The sequence below is a fragment of the Aequorivita sp. 609 genome, assembly GCF_014212065.1.
Taxonomy (GTDB): Bacteria; Bacteroidota; Bacteroidia; order Flavobacteriales; family Flavobacteriaceae; genus Aequorivita; species Aequorivita sinensis.
This window is the reverse complement of the sequence record NZ_JACJVM010000030.1, coordinates 1-16,076: the sequence shown is the minus strand read 5'-3', so window position 1 is coordinate 16,076 and position 16,076 is coordinate 1. Positions and strand designations below refer to the sequence as shown.

General features: G+C 33.9%; 17 protein-coding genes. 6 read left to right on the top strand and 11 right to left on the bottom strand.

Going from position 1 to position 16,076, the window contains the following annotated elements; translation table 11 throughout:
- Positions 1 to 80: 80 nt before the first annotated feature.
- From dapB to H4O20_RS08410, 5 genes are all read right to left on the bottom strand, one after another.
- Positions 81 to 791 carry a 4-hydroxy-tetrahydrodipicolinate reductase gene (dapB, locus tag H4O20_RS08430; RefSeq protein WP_185098943.1) on the bottom strand — a complete coding sequence of 237 codons (711 nt, stop codon included), beginning with the start codon at positions 789 to 791 and terminating at the stop codon, positions 81 to 83.
- Positions 792 to 818: 27 nt separating this feature from the next.
- Positions 819 to 1,397, bottom strand: a complete 579-nt coding sequence (locus H4O20_RS08425; protein WP_139855177.1) for a DUF5683 domain-containing protein — start codon at positions 1,395 to 1,397, stop codon at positions 819 to 821.
- Positions 1,387 to 2,286 carry a ParB/RepB/Spo0J family partition protein gene (locus H4O20_RS08420; protein ID WP_139855175.1) on the bottom strand — a complete coding sequence of 300 codons (900 nt, stop codon included), beginning with the start codon at positions 2,284 to 2,286 and terminating at the stop codon, positions 1,387 to 1,389. The genes H4O20_RS08425 and H4O20_RS08420 overlap by 11 nt, the downstream gene beginning before the upstream one ends.
- Positions 2,287 to 3,057 carry a ParA family protein gene (locus tag H4O20_RS08415; RefSeq protein WP_139855173.1) on the bottom strand — a complete coding sequence of 257 codons (771 nt, stop codon included), beginning with the start codon at positions 3,055 to 3,057 and terminating at the stop codon, positions 2,287 to 2,289.
- 190 nt (positions 3,058 to 3,247) lie between these two features.
- A complete protein-coding gene (locus tag H4O20_RS08410) occupies positions 3,248 to 4,132 on the bottom strand; it encodes an SDR family oxidoreductase (protein ID WP_139855171.1) in 885 nt (294 codons plus the stop codon).
- 179 nt (positions 4,133 to 4,311) lie between these two features.
- Here H4O20_RS08410 and H4O20_RS08405 point away from each other — a divergent pair, with 179 nt between their 5' ends.
- The gene (locus H4O20_RS08405; protein WP_139855170.1) at positions 4,312 to 4,938 is read left to right on the top strand and encodes an SDR family oxidoreductase; all 627 of its coding nucleotides are present in this window, start codon (positions 4,312 to 4,314) and stop codon (positions 4,936 to 4,938) included.
- A 69-nt stretch (positions 4,939 to 5,007) separates the two neighbouring features.
- Here the strand turns inward: H4O20_RS08405 and H4O20_RS08400 are convergent, their stop codons facing one another.
- Positions 5,008 to 5,691 carry a 2'-5' RNA ligase family protein gene (locus H4O20_RS08400; RefSeq protein WP_139855169.1) on the bottom strand — a complete coding sequence of 228 codons (684 nt, stop codon included), beginning with the start codon at positions 5,689 to 5,691 and terminating at the stop codon, positions 5,008 to 5,010.
- 173 nt (positions 5,692 to 5,864) lie between these two features.
- Here H4O20_RS08400 and pheT point away from each other — a divergent pair, with 173 nt between their 5' ends.
- Positions 5,865 to 8,291, top strand: a complete 2,427-nt coding sequence (gene pheT / locus H4O20_RS08395; protein WP_139855168.1) for a phenylalanine--tRNA ligase subunit beta — start codon at positions 5,865 to 5,867, stop codon at positions 8,289 to 8,291.
- A gap of 18 nt (positions 8,292 to 8,309) precedes the next feature.
- Here pheT and H4O20_RS08390 read toward each other — a convergent pair whose 3' ends face one another.
- Complete coding sequence (locus tag H4O20_RS08390; protein ID WP_185098942.1) at positions 8,310 to 8,888, bottom strand: fasciclin domain-containing protein; 579 nt, start codon at positions 8,886 to 8,888, stop codon at positions 8,310 to 8,312.
- A 153-nt stretch (positions 8,889 to 9,041) separates the two neighbouring features.
- Between H4O20_RS08390 and H4O20_RS08385 the strand changes: the two genes are divergently transcribed.
- The 3 genes from H4O20_RS08385 to H4O20_RS08375 all read left to right on the top strand — a co-directional run bounded on the left by H4O20_RS08385 (position 9,042) and on the right by H4O20_RS08375 (position 10,362).
- Positions 9,042 to 9,761, top strand: coding sequence for a hypothetical protein (locus H4O20_RS08385; protein ID WP_306785643.1), 720 nt, complete (start codon positions 9,042 to 9,044; stop codon positions 9,759 to 9,761).
- Positions 9,762 to 9,887: 126 nt separating this feature from the next.
- Entirely contained in the window at positions 9,888 to 10,130 is a 243-nt protein-coding gene (locus H4O20_RS08380) for a DUF2007 domain-containing protein (RefSeq protein WP_139855166.1), read from the top strand.
- A gap of 1 nt (position 10,131) precedes the next feature.
- Positions 10,132 to 10,362, top strand: a complete 231-nt coding sequence (locus H4O20_RS08375; protein ID WP_139855165.1) for a DUF2007 domain-containing protein — start codon at positions 10,132 to 10,134, stop codon at positions 10,360 to 10,362.
- A gap of 95 nt (positions 10,363 to 10,457) precedes the next feature.
- Here H4O20_RS08375 and H4O20_RS08370 read toward each other — a convergent pair whose 3' ends face one another.
- Positions 10,458 to 12,083 carry an ABC-F family ATP-binding cassette domain-containing protein gene (locus tag H4O20_RS08370; protein WP_185098941.1) on the bottom strand — a complete coding sequence of 542 codons (1,626 nt, stop codon included), beginning with the start codon at positions 12,081 to 12,083 and terminating at the stop codon, positions 10,458 to 10,460.
- Positions 12,084 to 12,226: 143 nt separating this feature from the next.
- On the opposite strand from H4O20_RS08370, the gene H4O20_RS08365 reads away from it, so the two are divergent.
- Entirely contained in the window at positions 12,227 to 13,615 is a 1,389-nt protein-coding gene (locus H4O20_RS08365; RefSeq protein WP_185098940.1) for a hypothetical protein, read from the top strand.
- An 88-nt stretch (positions 13,616 to 13,703) separates the two neighbouring features.
- On the opposite strand, the gene fsa is transcribed toward H4O20_RS08365, so the two are convergent.
- From fsa to H4O20_RS08350, 3 genes are all read right to left on the bottom strand, one after another.
- Positions 13,704 to 14,357 carry a fructose-6-phosphate aldolase gene (gene fsa, locus H4O20_RS08360; protein ID WP_139855162.1) on the bottom strand — a complete coding sequence of 218 codons (654 nt, stop codon included), beginning with the start codon at positions 14,355 to 14,357 and terminating at the stop codon, positions 13,704 to 13,706.
- A 118-nt stretch (positions 14,358 to 14,475) separates the two neighbouring features.
- Positions 14,476 to 14,961 carry a hypothetical protein gene (locus tag H4O20_RS08355; protein WP_185098939.1) on the bottom strand — a complete coding sequence of 162 codons (486 nt, stop codon included), beginning with the start codon at positions 14,959 to 14,961 and terminating at the stop codon, positions 14,476 to 14,478.
- A 31-nt stretch (positions 14,962 to 14,992) separates the two neighbouring features.
- Positions 14,993 to 15,799, bottom strand: a complete 807-nt coding sequence (locus tag H4O20_RS08350; RefSeq protein ID WP_185098938.1) for an SDR family oxidoreductase — start codon at positions 15,797 to 15,799, stop codon at positions 14,993 to 14,995.
- Between the last annotated feature and the right edge of the window lie 277 nt (positions 15,800 to 16,076).

Below are 16,076 nucleotides of genomic sequence, written 5' to 3'. Positions count from 1 at the left end.
CTTCTAATCTATACTGCAAAATAATAGGGATAATATATTTTGATTGAAATTGTACTAATACAACTGCAATCTAAAAACTGTTAATCCGCATTTGTTAATCCTAAAACATCCTTCATTGAGAAAACACCTTTTTTATCTTTAAGCCATTCCGCGGCCAAAATAGCACCCTTCGCAAATCCTTCACGGCTATGTGCTTCGTGTTTTAAAGAAATTGTATCAATATTAGATTCATAGGAAACTATGTGGGTTCCTTTTACGTCTTCTTCCCTTTTAGCGGTAATTGATAAAACTTCGTCAGAAGTAGAATCTAGATTCCATTGTTTTTTACTGTTGTATTTTAAAATATTCTCAGCTATTGTTATTGCTGTTCCGCTTGGGGCATCTTTCTTTTCAAGATGATGTGTTTCTTCAACAGCCACATCGTACTCCTTCCATTGAGCCATCAACTTAGCAGCATATTCATTAATGCTAAAGAAAAGGTTAACTCCAACACTGAAGTTTGACGCATAAATAAAACTTCCGTTACGCTTTTCGCATAACTTTACCATTTCATCATAACTTTCTAACCAACCTGTAGTTCCTGAAACTATTGGTAAATCTGCTTCTAAAGCTTTTTTAATATTACTTACTGCAGCTTCGGGAGAAGAGAATTCAATAGCAACCTCAGCGTCTTCTATATTACCTTCAGAAGATTCAAACCAACTTTTAAAAACAATTGAATGACCACTTTCTAAAGCTAATCTTTCAATAGTTTTTCCCATTTTACCATAACCGAGTAAAGCTATTTTCATAATTTTCTATTCTCTATAAAACACCAACTATTTAAATCGATACGTCAACGACATTCCGTATTGTGGTTTTGCATTAAATTGATTGTAATTTAGGCTAGGTTGTAATGACAGGTCTTCACTCACTTCATATTGTTGTAAATGAGCATCTACGTTTGCATCAATAACATTAAGCAAATAGAAACCTAGAGTTACAATAATACTGTAACTCTTATTTCTTTGTGCTGATTTTTGAGCATTTATAAGTCTATCGTTTGAAATCCCTTGAAATTCATCATCTGTATAGCCTGCAAGTCTTCGCTTATAAGCATCTCTAAAACGATTATAGTCGTCGTCCTGCTGCTTATAAAAATAAACTCCAGCTGCCATTCCAGCATAAATAATAGGGATTTTCCAGTATTTTTTGTTGTAAGCTTGTCCTAATCCAGGGATTACTGCTGAGTAAAATGCAGCTTTAGCTGGAGCCAATGGATTGTATTCAACCTTAGGCCCGAGTGAATCTTTCACTACAATTACTTTTTCTTTCTGTACAGAAAGAGAATCAGCTGTCTGCGCAAACAGTGATGAAGCGAAGATTAAAAAAAAAATATTTAGAAGATTACTTTTCACTTTTAATTAGCTTCAAAATACGCTCGAAATCATCTTGATTTTTAAATGGCACAACCAACTGCCCTTTTCCTGACTTTGAAACCTTAACATCCACAGCAGTTTCGAAAAGATCTGTAAGTTCTTTCTTTGCTTTTTTAGCAAAAGGTGGTGCACTTGGTTTTGATGGAGTAGCTTTTTTATCTGGGTTTTTAAAACTTCTAACTAAAGCTTCTGTTTCACGAACCGATAAGTTCTGACCTAAAATTTTCTCGTAAATATCGAGTTGATCAGATAAATCTTCAACATTAATTAATGCTCTACCGTGGCCCATACTTATAAAGCCATCTCGCATTCCTGTTTGGATTATTGGATCTAGTTTAAGCAAACGCAAATAGTTTGCAATAGTAGATCGGTTTTTTCCAACTCTATCACTCAATTCTTCTTGAGTAACGTCTATTTCTTCAATTAAACGTTGGTATGAAAGTGCTATTTCAATAGGATCTAAGTCTTGTCTTTGGATATTTTCAACCAAAGCCATTTCTAGAGATTCTTGGTCGTTTGCAATACGAATATATGCTGGTATTGTTTCTAAACCAACCAATTTTGAAGCACGGAAACGACGCTCTCCACTTACTAACTGATATTTATTAAAATCTAATTTACGAACAGTAATCGGCTGAATTACACCTAGTTCTTTTATCGATGAAGCAAGTTCACGAAGGGATTCTTCATTAAAACTAGTTCGCGGCTGAAAGGGGTTTACTTCAATACTACCTAACTCCAACTCTACTATGCTACCAACAACTTTGTCGGCATTTTTGTCTTCAACAGATTTTATATCATTGGTAGGATCTTTCAACAGTGCTGAAAGACCACGACCTAATGCTTGCTTTTTTATTGCCTTCGCCATTTATTCCGTTTCGTTTTTTTTGATTAACTCGTTCGCCAAACTTAAATAATTATCCGCTCCTCTACTTGATGCATCGTAACTAATAATACTTTCACCATAACTTGGCGCTTCACTTAAACGCACATTACGCTGAATGATTGTTTCGAAAACCATTTCATCAAAATGCTTTTTCACTTCATCTACCACTTGATTTGATAGACGTAAACGTTGATCGTACATGGTCAACAACAATCCTTCAATATCAAGGTTTACATTGTGAATTTTCTGAACGCTTTTTATAGTGTTCAAAAGTTTTCCTAAACCTTCTAATGCAAAGTATTCGCATTGAATAGGGATAATTACAGAATCTGATGCTGTAAGAGCGTTAAGGGTTAATAACCCTAAAGATGGCGCACAGTCTATAAGTATATAATCGTAATCATCTTTTAAACCTTCAATAGCTTTTTTAAGCATATATTCACGGTTCTCAACATCTACTAATTCAATCTCGATTGCCACCAAATCTATATGCGACGGAATTAAATCTAAATTAGGAGAACTTGTAGATATTATCGCTTCTTTTGCGGTAGCACTATGTTCAAGCAACTGGTAAGTACCTAGTTCTACAGTTTCAACATCAATACCCAATCCTGACGTAGCGTTAGCCTGCGGATCTGCATCTATTAGTAAAACTTTTTTCTCTAAAACGCCTAAAGAGGCCGCTAAATTCACAGAGGTTGTAGTCTTACCAACTCCTCCTTTTTGGTTTGCAATTGCAATTATTTTACCCATTAATTTACTTGAGATTTTAGCAGTTAAAAGTACAATTAATTATGTTGATAGAAAATCATTTTTGTTAACACTAAGTAAACAGACTCTCTATTTGAAAATGCAAAAATAAAAAACACCAAATTCCAAACCTACTTGTTTAACAAGTGAGCTTGGAATTTGACTGTAATCTCGATTATTACCGATTTAAAATTTATTTTTTTGTTTTTTGTGAACGAATCATAGCTTCAAGCATATCCCACATTTGTTGTGGTACTTCCTCAAGCTGATTCATTTGCCCTGCGCCCTTTAACCATTCGCCACCATCAATAACAACAACTTCACCATTGATATATGCAGAGAAATCTGAAACTAAATATGCCGCTAAGTTTGCAAGTTCTTGGTGTTCACCAACTCTCTTAACCGGAACTTTTTTAGCTGGATCGAATTTTTCTTTTAAGTCGCCTGGCAGCAATCTATCCCAAGCCCCCTTTGTAGGGAATGGTCCCGGTGCAATTGCGTTAAAACGAATTCCGTATTTAGCCCATTCAACGGCAAGAGAACGCGTCATAGCCAATACCCCAGCTTTTGCAGTAGCACTTGGAACAACATAAGCAGAACCTGTGAAGGCATAGGTTGTAACAATATTTAAAACCGTTTTATTAGTTTCCTTTTTATCAATCCAATGTTTTCCAAAAGCTAAAGTACAATTTTTGGTTCCTTTAAGAACGATGTCAATAATGGTATCAAAAGCATTCGCTGAAAGTCTTTCGGTTGGAGAAATAAAATTTCCTGCAGCATTATTTAAAAGAACATCCACAGAACCAAACTCTTTTACCGATGCTTCAACCATAGCTTCTACTTCTTCATAGTTCCTAACATCACATTGCACTGGAAGAACTTTTCCACCTGTGGCAGTTTCCAGCTCCGCTTTAACTTTTTGTAACTTTTCAATATTTCTAGAGGTAATTACCACATTAGCACCTAATTCTAGAAAATAGGTTACCATTGCTTTCCCAAGGCCACTTCCGCCTCCAGTTACCACTATTGTTTTTCCTTTTAACGCGTCGTCGCGTAACATTTTTGAAGTATAGTCCATCGAATAATTTGTTTGTAGGTAAAGATAAGAACTAAAGTAATGAATGAAGAATTAGTTAACAAGAATTAGCAGTTGTAAATAACCTTCTAAAGTTAATAAAGCGATAAATGATTGCTTTTAAGGCGTTAAATAATGTGAAATGGCTAGCCTACTAAAAGCATTACTCTTAACTTACAACTATGGAAAAAGTATTAGTAGCAGGTGCAAATGGCACCACAGGAAAAAAGATAATTTCAATTTTAAAACAATCTGATAAATACGAACCTTTTGCTATGGTTCGCAACAAAGAACAAGTTGAACATTTTAAAAAAGATAATGTAAAAACAATACTTGCAGATTTAGAACAAGATGTAAGCGGAACTACTAAAGGAATGGATCGTGTTATTTTTGCAGCTGGTTCTGGTGGAAAAAACGTTAAAGGCGTAGATCAGGAAGGAGCTAAAAAACTTATGGATGTATCTAAAAAAGATGGTATTAAGAAATTCGTAATGCTAAGCTCAATGGGTGCTGATAATCCAGAAGTTTCCTCTGAACTGAAAGACTACCTAAAAGCTAAGCAAAACGCAGACCAACACCTAGTGAATTCAGGACTTGAATACTCAATTGTACGTCCTGGCGCTCTGAACAATAAAGCTGGTAAAGGTAAAATTGTATTAGAAAGCAAACTAAATCAACAAGGTGAAATATCCCGTCAAGATGTGGCTGAAACTTTAGTTGGGTCACTAGAAAGTTCTGTTGCTAGAAATAAAACTTTTGAAATCTTACAAGGTGATACGCAAATTAAATCTGCTTTAGAGAAGATTTAGAATTTAGAATACAAATACTAAAAAGCACGTAATTTACTTTACGTGCTTTTTTTATGAAATTTGGTGAAACTATTCTGAAGTCCACAATAGTTTTTGAGCAGTTCCGTGATCTCCTAATTGATATACAGCTAAGGATGATGGCAAGAATGGTATTGGCTTAAAAACAGTTTCAGATAAGCTATCCAATAAAACTCTTTGAGCTACCCCCAAACTTATGTGTGGGTCAAAATTTTCGTAGCTGTACTTTTCAACAAAATCGGGCACATAATCTACAGTAAATTCACTTATTTCACTTCCATCCGGATTTTGAACAAAAGACTCTTGAGACCCACCTTTAACTATATACGGTTTTACAAGTTCTATCGTTTTTTTATGAAGATTAACTATAGATTCGGTTCTACTATGCCTAATCATTGCAAAACTATCTTCAGTATCACGAGAGTAGTATAAACTTTCGGTATAAATAGTATCATTTTTAATTGTTTCGAAAAGACCTTCAACAGCTTTATTAACTTTCGGCAAATCTTGTTCTTTTATAAAACATTGCAAGAGCGTTATATGCGGAATGTGGTTATCGTCAAGCTTTATCGTTTCAGGATTATTCTGATTGATTAAAGTATTTAATTGAAGTGATTGCGCTTGCATCGCTTCAGAAGGAGTTAACAGCACATCAATTGCAATTATTTTGTCATTCTTAGGAACACAGGATAATACCATTATAGAAGTAGCTATTAAAAATGCGATTTTTTTCATATTTCAAAACTAATATTAATCGATTAGATTTTGATTAGAAAACTGTATCATTTTGATTCCCCACCAACTAAATCTCTTTTTAAAATAATATCGCAAACAATAAACAATTAACTAGACACATAATACGCGAGAATATTATCTTTGCAGACTGTGTAAACTATTTTAACTAGAATATGACAATTTCTTACAACTGGCTAAAGCAATTTATTGATCTTCCTTGGGACGCTGAAAAAACAGCAGAACTATTAACCGACCTTGGTCTTGAAGTGGAGGGAATAGAAGAATTTTCTTCCGTAAAAGGCGGATTAAAAGGTATTGTAGTAGGTCACGTACTTGAATGTGAACAACACTCTAATGCCGATAGATTAAAAGTAACTAAGGTAGATGTTGGTGGCGAAAAGCCTTTACAAATAGTTTGCGGTGCACCAAACGTAGCCGTAGGTCAGAAAGTTCCTGTTGCTACTATTGGCACAACCTTATATGACGCCGAGGATAAACCTTGGGAGATTAAAAAAGGGAAAATTCGCGGAGAATCAAGTGAAGGAATGATTTGCGCAGAAGATGAACTAGGAATAGGAGAATCTCACGATGGAATTATGGTTTTAGACAACGATTTAGTTCCTGGAACTCCTTTGTCTAAAATTTTAGAAGTAGAAAACGATACTATTCTTACAATAGGACTTACTCCAAATCGCGCCGATGCAATGAGCCATTGGGGTGTTGCAAGAGATTTAAAAGCTGGATTGTTACAAAAAGGTATCTCTAAAAAGTTAGACACTCCTTCTACTAGCAGTTTTAAAATAGACAACCGAGTATTAAAAATAGGTGTTCAAGTTGAAGATAGCTCACTTGCTCCAAGATACTGCGGAATTACAATTAGCAATATTAAAGTAGAACCATCTCCAGCTTGGCTTCAAAATAGATTAAAATCTATAGGAGTTGCTCCTATTAACAATGTGGTTGACGTTACTAACTATATTCTCCACGACTTAGGACAGCCACTTCACGCCTTTGATGCTGCGAAAATATCAGGCAATAATGTAGTTGTAAAAACATTACCTGCAGGAACTAAGTTTACAACTCTTGACGGCGTTGAACGCGAACTCCACGAAGAAGATTTAATGATTTGCGACGCTGAAAAACCAATGTGTATTGCAGGGGTTTACGGCGGTTTAGATAGCGGAGTTACCGAAAATACAACAAGTATTTTCTTAGAAAGTGCATATTTCAATCCTGTGAGTGTTCGTAAAACAGCGAAACGCCACGGCTTGAGTACCGATTCATCTTTTAGATTTGAAAGAGGTGTTAACCCAAATATCACCGATTACGCACTGCGTCATGCGGTAATCCTAATAACTCAATTAACTGGCGGTCACGTTTCAAGTGATTTAATAGACATTTATTTAAAGAAAATAGACGACCATCAAGTTGTATTGAATTTTGAAAAAACCAATAGAATTATTGGTGAAGAAATTCCTCAAGAAACCATTAAAGACATTCTTACTTCTTTAGAAATAAAGATTAATAACTTTACTGAAACGGGTATCGGGATGACTATTCCGGCATATAGAAATGATGTAACTCGTGACGTTGATGTTATTGAAGAAATATTGAGAGTTTATGGATACAACAACATAAACTTCACACAAAAATTAAATGCGTCTATTGCCCCTATTACTCCAGGACAAGATTATAGTGTGCAAAATAAAATAGCACAGCAGTTAACGGGGCTTGGTTATAACGAAATGCTTAACAATTCACTTACAACACCTAAATACGGTGGAATGAGTGAAACGGTTAAAGACAACTACAATGTTGAAATGCTAAACCCATTAAGTAGTGATCTTTCAGTTATGCGTCAGTCTATGTTGTTTTCTGGATTAGAAACCATAGCGTATAATGCTAATAGAAAGAATAGCGACTTAAAGCTTTTCGAATTTGGAAAAACATACCATAAATTCCCAGGAGGGCATATAGAAAATAAACACTTAGCATTGTTTATTACTGGTTTTAAAACACAAGGAAATTGGGCTTTACAAGAAGTAAAAACTAATTTCTTCTTCGGAAAAGGAAATGTTTCAGCCATTTTAGAACGACTAGGAATTAATGATTACTCCGAAACTTCTACAGACAACGATATCTTCTCTGAAGGAATTGCTTTTAAAAAGAACAAGTCTACAATTGTGGAATTTGGAATCGTAAAGAAGAAAATCGCTAGTGAACTAGATGTTGATGCAGAGGTGTTTTATGCAGATTTTAATTGGGATGAAGTATTAAAACTAATTCCTTTAAAAACACTTAAGTTCCAACCTATTCCAAAGTACCCAGGATCACAACGTGATTTTGCACTTTTATTAGATGATTCTGTAAGCTTTGGCGACTTGCGTATTGCCGCGTTTAATACTGAGAAAAAAGTATTGAAAGAGGTAACGCTATTCGATGTTTATAAAGATAAAAATCTACCGGAAGGCAAAAAGAGCTATGCATTGTCATTTACTTTTGAAGACAAATCCAAAACATTAACCGACAAACAGGTTGATAAAATAATGGATAAGCTTAAAAGAACATTTGAAAATGACTTCGGCGCAACTCTAAGATAACTGAGTTTTACTTAAAACTTACTCTTCTTCTGTCGGGAAAACTAATCCATCTACAATATGGAAAAATCCGTTTTTGTGATAGAAGTCTGATGCTATAATTGTAGCAGTTCTGTTTTCAGAATCTATAAGCTGTAGGTTGCCATCTTCTTCTCTAATAGCTAGGTTTTGGCCATTTAGAGTAGAAAGGTGTGCTGTTCCGCCATTTTTCAAAACAGCCATTTTTAAACTGTGACTATCCAACCTACCTGGCACTGTAAGATACCTTACTAGAGATTGCGTTATTGTTTTATTACTGATAATTGAATCTCTACTCTTTTCTTCAATTTTCATAAAAGCATCATCTACAACAGCAAAAATGGTTAGCATTTCTTCTCTTTCAAGTTTTGCCTGCAACACTTCATCATTCAATATTTCAGAAAAAAATGTAAGCGATTTTGCTTCTGAAATATTATCAATAAAGGATTTTGTTGAGGTAAATGTTATATCATTCCATTTTTTAGAAACTTCTACTTTTTCAGCAGAAAGGTATTTTTGCGCAACAGCGGAAGTAGTTAAATTGATTACCAATAGAAGCAATAAGGCATTTTTGAATGGCATAGCATAATTTTTATAGGTGTAAATATAGCAAATACAACAGCAAGTTTGTGAAAATCAATTTACAGCTATACTGTTTAATAAATTCATAAAGTATTTAAATTATTTGTTTTGATGAAATCTTGTGCTTAAATTTATTCATCCTTAAGCTTCGCAATGATGTTTTCAAAAACAAATATCGAACAAAAACTTCGCAATTATCGTTCAAAACGCATTGACGAAAATTCTATAATGGATGAAGTTTATCGTATTTTTTCTAACAACGAAATAGAACGATCTCAAATTGTTTCACGTCTACAAGAAAAATCTAAGGAACAGGAAAATTCATTTTCATTCGATTCTCTAGATGGCAAACGAATTTATCATATAGAAGACATAAAAAAGCTTTGTATAAACTACAGATTGCGTTTTTTAGATTCACATTATTTTAAAGGAGACTTTCCAGAAGAGGCTATTTCAGAAATAAGAAATCTAGAAAAGGAACATAACACTAAACTTAAGAATTTTAAAATTGTTGCTCCTGCTAAGCTTTTAAAGCTAGAAAATGCTGACGACCCACTACTGTTTGCTCCTATGGGGAATGACTATTTTTATTTAATACACAAGTGGGGAAACGATTTACACCCCTTCAGAAAACTTCTGATGTGGCCTTATAAAAGCTTTGAAAACATTGTGTTTACGGTAGTTGTTATTAGCATTCTACTCACAATTTTAGCACCTATAAATATGTTAACCTCAAACCCTAGTATTGGGCTTTATATATTTTTGGCTTTTTACATATTTACAGCACTTGGAGGAATTGTAATTTTCTACGGTTTTTCTAAAGGGAAAAATTTTAACGGCGCTATTTGGAACAGCAAATATTACAACGCTTAAAATCCACTAAATTCTTCTTACTAAAACGGGCATCCATATTTTTGTGAAATTTTTCACACATAGTTTATACTTGAATTTGAAAATAAGTTAGTAATTTGATAATCTAATCCATAAACATATACAACTATGTCAGATAATTCAGAAGAAACAATTCGCATATACACTGGTTCAGATATTATGGCCCAAGCTTTAGTAGAAAGATTAGAGAATGTAGGAATCACTCCTATCCTTCGAGATGACGAACAAAGCGGGGTTATGTTTGGTTCTGGGAGTAAGTTTGACGACCAAGTACGCATCTTTGTTCGTAAGGATGAACTTTCGGTAGCGCAACCTATTGCAGATGCTTTTATTGAAGAAACAAAAGAATAACATGGCAAACACAACAAGAATTTATACCGGTCCAACACTTATTGCAAAAGGATTAGTTGCACGATTAAATGAAATAGGAATTAGTCCTATAGAAAGAAACGATCATGACAGTAGCTTAAGGGCTGGTCTTACTATGGGTATTGCAAATCAAACCATGGTTTTTATCCGAAAAGATGAAGAGCAGAAAGCACAACCTATAATTGATGAGTTTCTAAAAGATATTGAAGAGTAACAGGATTATTTAAAAATAGCTTACAATTTAAGAAAACAAAAAAAGCGGTCTAACCTTTATAGTTAGACCGCTTTTTTGTTGTTAAGAGTATTTAATTAAGCTTCAACAGCATACATTTTATCTCTTAATTCCTTAATTTTCTTATCGCTCATATACTCATCAAAGTTCATATATCTGTCTATTGCTCCATTTGGAGTAAGTTCGATTATACGAGTACCAACAGTTCTAGCAAATTCGTGATCATGAGTAGTAAGAAGAACAGTTCCTTTAAAGTTTTTAAGTGAGTTGTTAAACGCAGTAATCGACTCTAGGTCTAAGTGATTTGTAGGCTCATCAAGCATTAATACGTTTGCACGCATCATCATCATTCTACTAAGCATACAACGTACTTTTTCACCTCCAGAAAGCACATTACTCTTTTTCAAAGCTTCTTCTCCACTGAACAACATTTTTCCAAGGAAACCTCTTAAAAACACTTCTTCGCGTTCTTCTTCAGTTTTTGCATATTGACGTAACCAATCTACTAATGACAGGTTATTTTTGAAGAAAGCATCGTTATCTAAAGGCAAATAACTTTGATTTGTAGTAACACCCCATTGGAAAGTACCACTATCAGCTTTCATATTATCATTTAATATCTCATAAAAAGCTGTTGCTGCACGAGAATCTTTTGAGTAGATAACTACTTTATCTCCTTTAGCTAAGTTAATATCCACATCTTTAAAAAGCACTTCTCCATCAATAGATGCCGAAAGGTTTTCTACATTTAATATTTGATCTCCTGCCTCGCGTTCGCGTTCAAAAATAATTGCTGGATAACGACGGCTAGAAGGTCTGATATCTTCAATATTTAATTTTTCAATCATTTTCTTACGAGAAGTAGCTTGCTTACTTTTTGCAACGTTCGCACTAAATCGCTGAATAAATTCTTGAAGTTCTTTCTTTTTCTCCTCTGCCTTTTTATTTTGTTGAGCACGTTGGCGTGCAGCTAGCTGGCTACTTTCGTACCAAAACGTGTAGTTACCGCTGTAATGGTTTATTTTTCCAAAATCGATATCACTAATATGGGTACAAACAGCATCTAGGAAGTGACGGTCGTGAGATACTACAATCACACAGTTGTCGTAATTTGCTAGGAAACCTTCAAGCCAACTAATTGTTTCGTAATCTAAGTCGTTTGTAGGCTCATCCATAATAAGCACATCTGGATTCCCAAAAAGTGCTTGCGCAAGAAGCACACGTACTTTTTGTTTACCATCAAGATCCTTCATTAATGTATAGTGTAGACTTTCATCTATACCTAAGTTTGAAAGCATTGCTGCAGCATCACTATCTGCATTCCAACCATTCATTTCTTCAAAGGCAACTTGAAGTTCGCCAATTTTTTCGGCATTCTCGTCTGTGTAATCTTCGTAAAGCTTATCTATCTGAGTTTTTATTGAAAACAACTCTTTGTTTCCTCGTACAACTGTCTCAAGTACGGTAAATTCATCATACGCGTTGTGGTTCTGTTCTAGAACCGACATACGTTTTCCTTTTTCTAAATGTACATGTCCCGAAGTAGGCTCCTGTTTTCCTGAAAGGATTTTCAAGAAAGTAGATTTACCCGCACCATTGGCACCGATAATTCCGTAAATATTCCCTGTGGTAAATTGTGTATTTACATCATCAAATAAAATACGTTTACCAAATTGAACCGAAAGATTTGAAACTGAAAGCATAAAATTCTGTATTTTGCGCAAAAGTAGCTAATTAAGCAACACCCTGAAAAATATTAAAGCTTTAAAAACCCTTTTAACCTTCATTTAACATTAACCATCAGAAGGCTCTGCTATCTTTGTGTGTTAATCTAATTTTGTCTCATTTGTTTAGAAAACTACTCCTTTTACTTTCTGTTCTTGCACTGTTCTCCTGTAAAAATAAGGAAGAAAATACTGTGCAATCTACCTATATACGTGGGCAGATTATAAATCCTACGCTAGATTACGTCATATTTTCTAAAGGAAACATCGTTTTAGATACGATTCCTCTAGACGAAAATAACTTCTTTGAATATTCTACCGACAAAATTAAAGCTGGATTACATCTTTTCAGTCATAGTGAAGGTCAGGTATTTTACATTGAACCTGGCGATAGTTTATTAATACACATCAACACTATAGATTTTGACGAATCATTAGCTTTTTCAGGAAAAGGCGGGGACCAAAATAACTTACTGATTGAGCTTTATCTAAAAAATGAGAAGGAAAATCAAAATCTTCCAAAATGGTATTCCCTTTCTTCGGAGGAATTTGAAGGCAAAATAGATTCTTTAAAAGCTAGCAAACTTCAGAGCTATGAAGAATTTATAGCAAATAATAAAGTTTCTGAAAGTTTTAAAGACATTGCGCTTTCAAACATTGAATATGATTATTATTCAAAAAAAGAATTATACGGAGCTGCGAATAGAAATACTCCTGCTAAGTTTTCTGATGATTTCTTTAATTACAGAAAAAACATAGATTTCAATAAGGATGAATTGAAGTTTTATTATCCATATTATCGTTTTCTAAATCGATATTTTGAAAACATGGTTTGCACAAAGTACAATGAAAATGATGTAATAGATCGAAATTCATTCGATTACAACTACAAAAAAATCCATATTATAGACAGTGTAGTCGCTTCAGATTCTATTAGAAATAGACTTTTACGCTACAATACGATCATGTATCTCTTTAATGCACAAAATGAAGAAGAAGAAACTCGACTTTTTGAAGCATACAAAAAGATGAATACGGATAAAAAATATTTGAATGAAGTTGAACAAGTTTATAATGCTTCAATTCAACTCATCAAAGGGAAGAAAATCCCTAATGTTCTATTGGTTAATACCGAAAATGTATTAAATGAATTAACCAATGTTATTAATGCCCCTACTGTGTTGTTTTTCTGGAGAGGGCAGCCTGCAATTCAGCACAGAAACTTGCATAAACGCGCTTCCGAGTTAAAAGCTAAGTTTCCACAATATGATTTTATAGGTGTAAATACAGACACGCACTTTAAAAGATGGAGAGACATTGTTTACAAATCTAAATACGATTCTAAGTTTGAATATCAGATAGAAAACCTAACTGATGCAGAGAAAAAATTCATATTAAGATATATCAATTACGTAATTGTTATCGATAAAGATGGAATTATTTTGGATGGTAAAACCAATATGTTCAACATAGATTTTGAAGATCAATTACAAGCTTTCCTAAACGAATAACGCTTTAATAAGTTGTTTTGAAGCAACATATTAAAGCGTTATTATTTTATTTTAGAGTTCTCCTACTTCAATATTTACTGAAGTCTCATTAATTTCCTTTTTTATAATCTTCAAGAAACTTTTCTAAGCCAATATCGGTTAGTGGGTGTTTTAGCAACCCTTCTATTGAAGACAAAGGACCGGTCATAACATCCGCTCCTATTTTAGCACAGTTAATTACGTGCATCGTATGACGAACAGATGCTGCTAAAATCTCAGTTTCGAAGCCATAGTTATCATAAATTAGTCTAATATCCGCTATCAATTCCAACCCATCAGTTGAAATATCGTCAAGTCGTCCTATAAAAGGAGAAACATAAGTTGCTCCGGCTTTTGCAGCTAATAAAGCCTGTCCTGCAGAAAATACCAAGGTACAATTTGTACGAATACCGTGGTCGGTAAAGTATTTTAATGCCTTTACACCATCTTTAATCATTGGAATTTTCACAACAATTTGCGGGTGTAACTCGGCAAGCTCCTCACCTTCCTTCACCATACCTTCAAAGTCTGTTGCGATTACTTCTGCAGATACATCTCCATCTACAATGTTGCAGATATCTACATAATGTTTTAAAATATTATTTCGGCCAGTAATGCCCTCTTTAGCCATCAACGATGGATTAGTAGTTACGCCGTCAAGCACACCTAGGTCTTGTGCTTCTTTTATTTGGTCGAGGTTGGCGGTATCAATAAAAAATTTCATAAGTACAATTTCAGATTATTACACAAAAATAGCGAAGATTACTTCGTGGAAATAGGGTTGTTAAAAAAGATTGATAAGTTGATAATTTACAACAAATAGTCTAAATCTCTATAATATTTTACTGGAATATATTTTTTAAATCATTTATTGCCGTTAATTTTTCTTTATTATATCCTTTGATTGAAGCTGGAAGAATAATTAAAAAAAATATAAGAGGCCAAAGCATAAACCATTCAAATCTATTCTCAATTAATATATAGTATATAGAAACAATAATGTTGATTAAGCTCAATAAAAAAAACAATGAAATAATGTAAAAACTGAGAACTGGAAACTTGAGCTCTAATTCAATAGTATTATCATTTATAATTCCAAAAATGATAGGTTGCCACGATCCATTTTCTCCATATATACTTTTACACAGGATTTTGAATCCATTTTCTCTTCTAAACCCTTCATATATTTCTTTTGACTTTTGAGGATGTGTTTTACGAAATATGAATGAATTATTAAATGAAACATTAGCATCAAATCGTTCAATAATTTCAGACTTATTTAAATCCGTAACTAAATGAAACTTTTCAGGAGGGTAAATTAGAGACATAATCGACTGAGTCTAATTAAGTGAAGTAAAATTACTTCAACCCGTAATGCTTCAAAAGCATTCGTTCGTAAACTCTATCTGGCAATACGCGTTTTAAAACAATAGAAAATTTTTGCAAAGGAGCTCCTACCTTATAGTGTATCTTAGGGTTTGGGGTTTCAATAATTTTATGAACTACTTTTGCCATTTCTAAGGGATCACCGCCATTATCTACATGTTCATCCATCATCTTTAGGGTGCTTCCATAATCCCTTTTATAAGGTGAATCATCCAAAACTGGAGGGTGATATCTACCTGCAGCAATATTAGTAGCGAAATCACCTGGAGCTATATTGGTCATTTTTACACCAAATTGCAAAGTTTCCATTCGCATTGCCTCTATAGTAATTTCTAAAGCAGCTTTGGTTGCAGAGTATATTCCACGATATGGAAGCCCCATGTACCCAGCTATAGAGGTGATATTTAATATATGTCCTCCTTCCTGTTCTCGCATATGCGGCATCACAGCCTTAATCACATTTATAGGTCCGTAAAAATTGGTTTGAAAAGCCTTTTTAATCTCAGATTCTGGAGTCTCTTCAATAGGCCCGGTGATTCCAACACCGGCGTTATTTATAACAACGTCAATCTTTTTTGATTTGTCGATTATTTCAGAAATAACAGCCTCAATAGATTCAGTATCGTTTACGTCCATCTTTAATAACGGAAATACCGAACTTGAAATTCTATTAGGGTTTCTACTTGTTCCGTACACTTGGTAACCACGTTTTGATAAATATTCGCCAATAGCTTTACCAATTCCTGAAGAACCGCCTGTGATGAGTACTGTTTTAGACATAAAATTTTGTTGAAAAGCAAAGGTGCGTTTATGCAATCAGTTTTCCAAATAGTTTTTGCAAAAAGACATTAGAACAAAAACTGCTGCGCTGTAAGAAAAAGGATGAGTTTGAGGTATTTTTTAGAATCTATTCTGTTTCCCTTCAGAACTGTTTTGAGGGATCATTCTCAAAAGTTGTGTGTGAATTGAAATAGAATTCTGATTTTTGTTTTTTAAAACAAAGCTTTGGACAATTATCTAGACCTACTGAAACTTATCCTGCCTGAATTTTTAATCA

Bases quoted from the DNA above. Each gene is read 5' to 3' on its own strand.
- dapB (WP_185098943.1), bottom strand. From the start codon at position 791: ATGAAAATAGCTTTACTCGGTTATGGTAAAATGGGAAAAACTATTGAA.
- H4O20_RS08420 (WP_139855175.1), bottom strand. From the start codon at position 2,286: ATGGCGAAGGCAATAAAAAAGCAAGCATTAGGTCGTGGTCTTTCAGCA.
- H4O20_RS08415 (WP_139855173.1), bottom strand. From the start codon at position 3,057: ATGGGTAAAATAATTGCAATTGCAAACCAAAAAGGAGGAGTTGGTAAG.
- H4O20_RS08410 (WP_139855171.1), bottom strand. From the start codon at position 4,132: ATGGACTATACTTCAAAAATGTTACGCGACGACGCGTTAAAAGGAAAA.
- H4O20_RS08405 (WP_139855170.1), top strand. From the start codon at position 4,312: ATGGAAAAAGTATTAGTAGCAGGTGCAAATGGCACCACAGGAAAAAAG.
- H4O20_RS08400 (WP_139855169.1), bottom strand. From the start codon at position 5,691: ATGAAAAAAATCGCATTTTTAATAGCTACTTCTATAATGGTATTATCC.
- pheT (WP_139855168.1), top strand. From the start codon at position 5,865: ATGACAATTTCTTACAACTGGCTAAAGCAATTTATTGATCTTCCTTGG.
- H4O20_RS08390 (WP_185098942.1), bottom strand. From the start codon at position 8,888: ATGCCATTCAAAAATGCCTTATTGCTTCTATTGGTAATCAATTTAACT.
- H4O20_RS08385 (WP_306785643.1), top strand. From the start codon at position 9,042: ATGATGTTTTCAAAAACAAATATCGAACAAAAACTTCGCAATTATCGT.
- H4O20_RS08380 (WP_139855166.1), top strand. From the start codon at position 9,888: ATGTCAGATAATTCAGAAGAAACAATTCGCATATACACTGGTTCAGAT.
- H4O20_RS08375 (WP_139855165.1), top strand. From the start codon at position 10,132: ATGGCAAACACAACAAGAATTTATACCGGTCCAACACTTATTGCAAAA.
- H4O20_RS08370 (WP_185098941.1), bottom strand. From the start codon at position 12,083: ATGCTTTCAGTTTCAAATCTTTCGGTTCAATTTGGTAAACGTATTTTA.
- fsa (WP_139855162.1), bottom strand. From the start codon at position 14,357: ATGAAATTTTTTATTGATACCGCCAACCTCGACCAAATAAAAGAAGCA.
- H4O20_RS08355 (WP_185098939.1), bottom strand. From the start codon at position 14,961: ATGTCTCTAATTTACCCTCCTGAAAAGTTTCATTTAGTTACGGATTTA.
- H4O20_RS08350 (WP_185098938.1), bottom strand. From the start codon at position 15,799: ATGTCTAAAACAGTACTCATCACAGGCGGTTCTTCAGGAATTGGTAAA.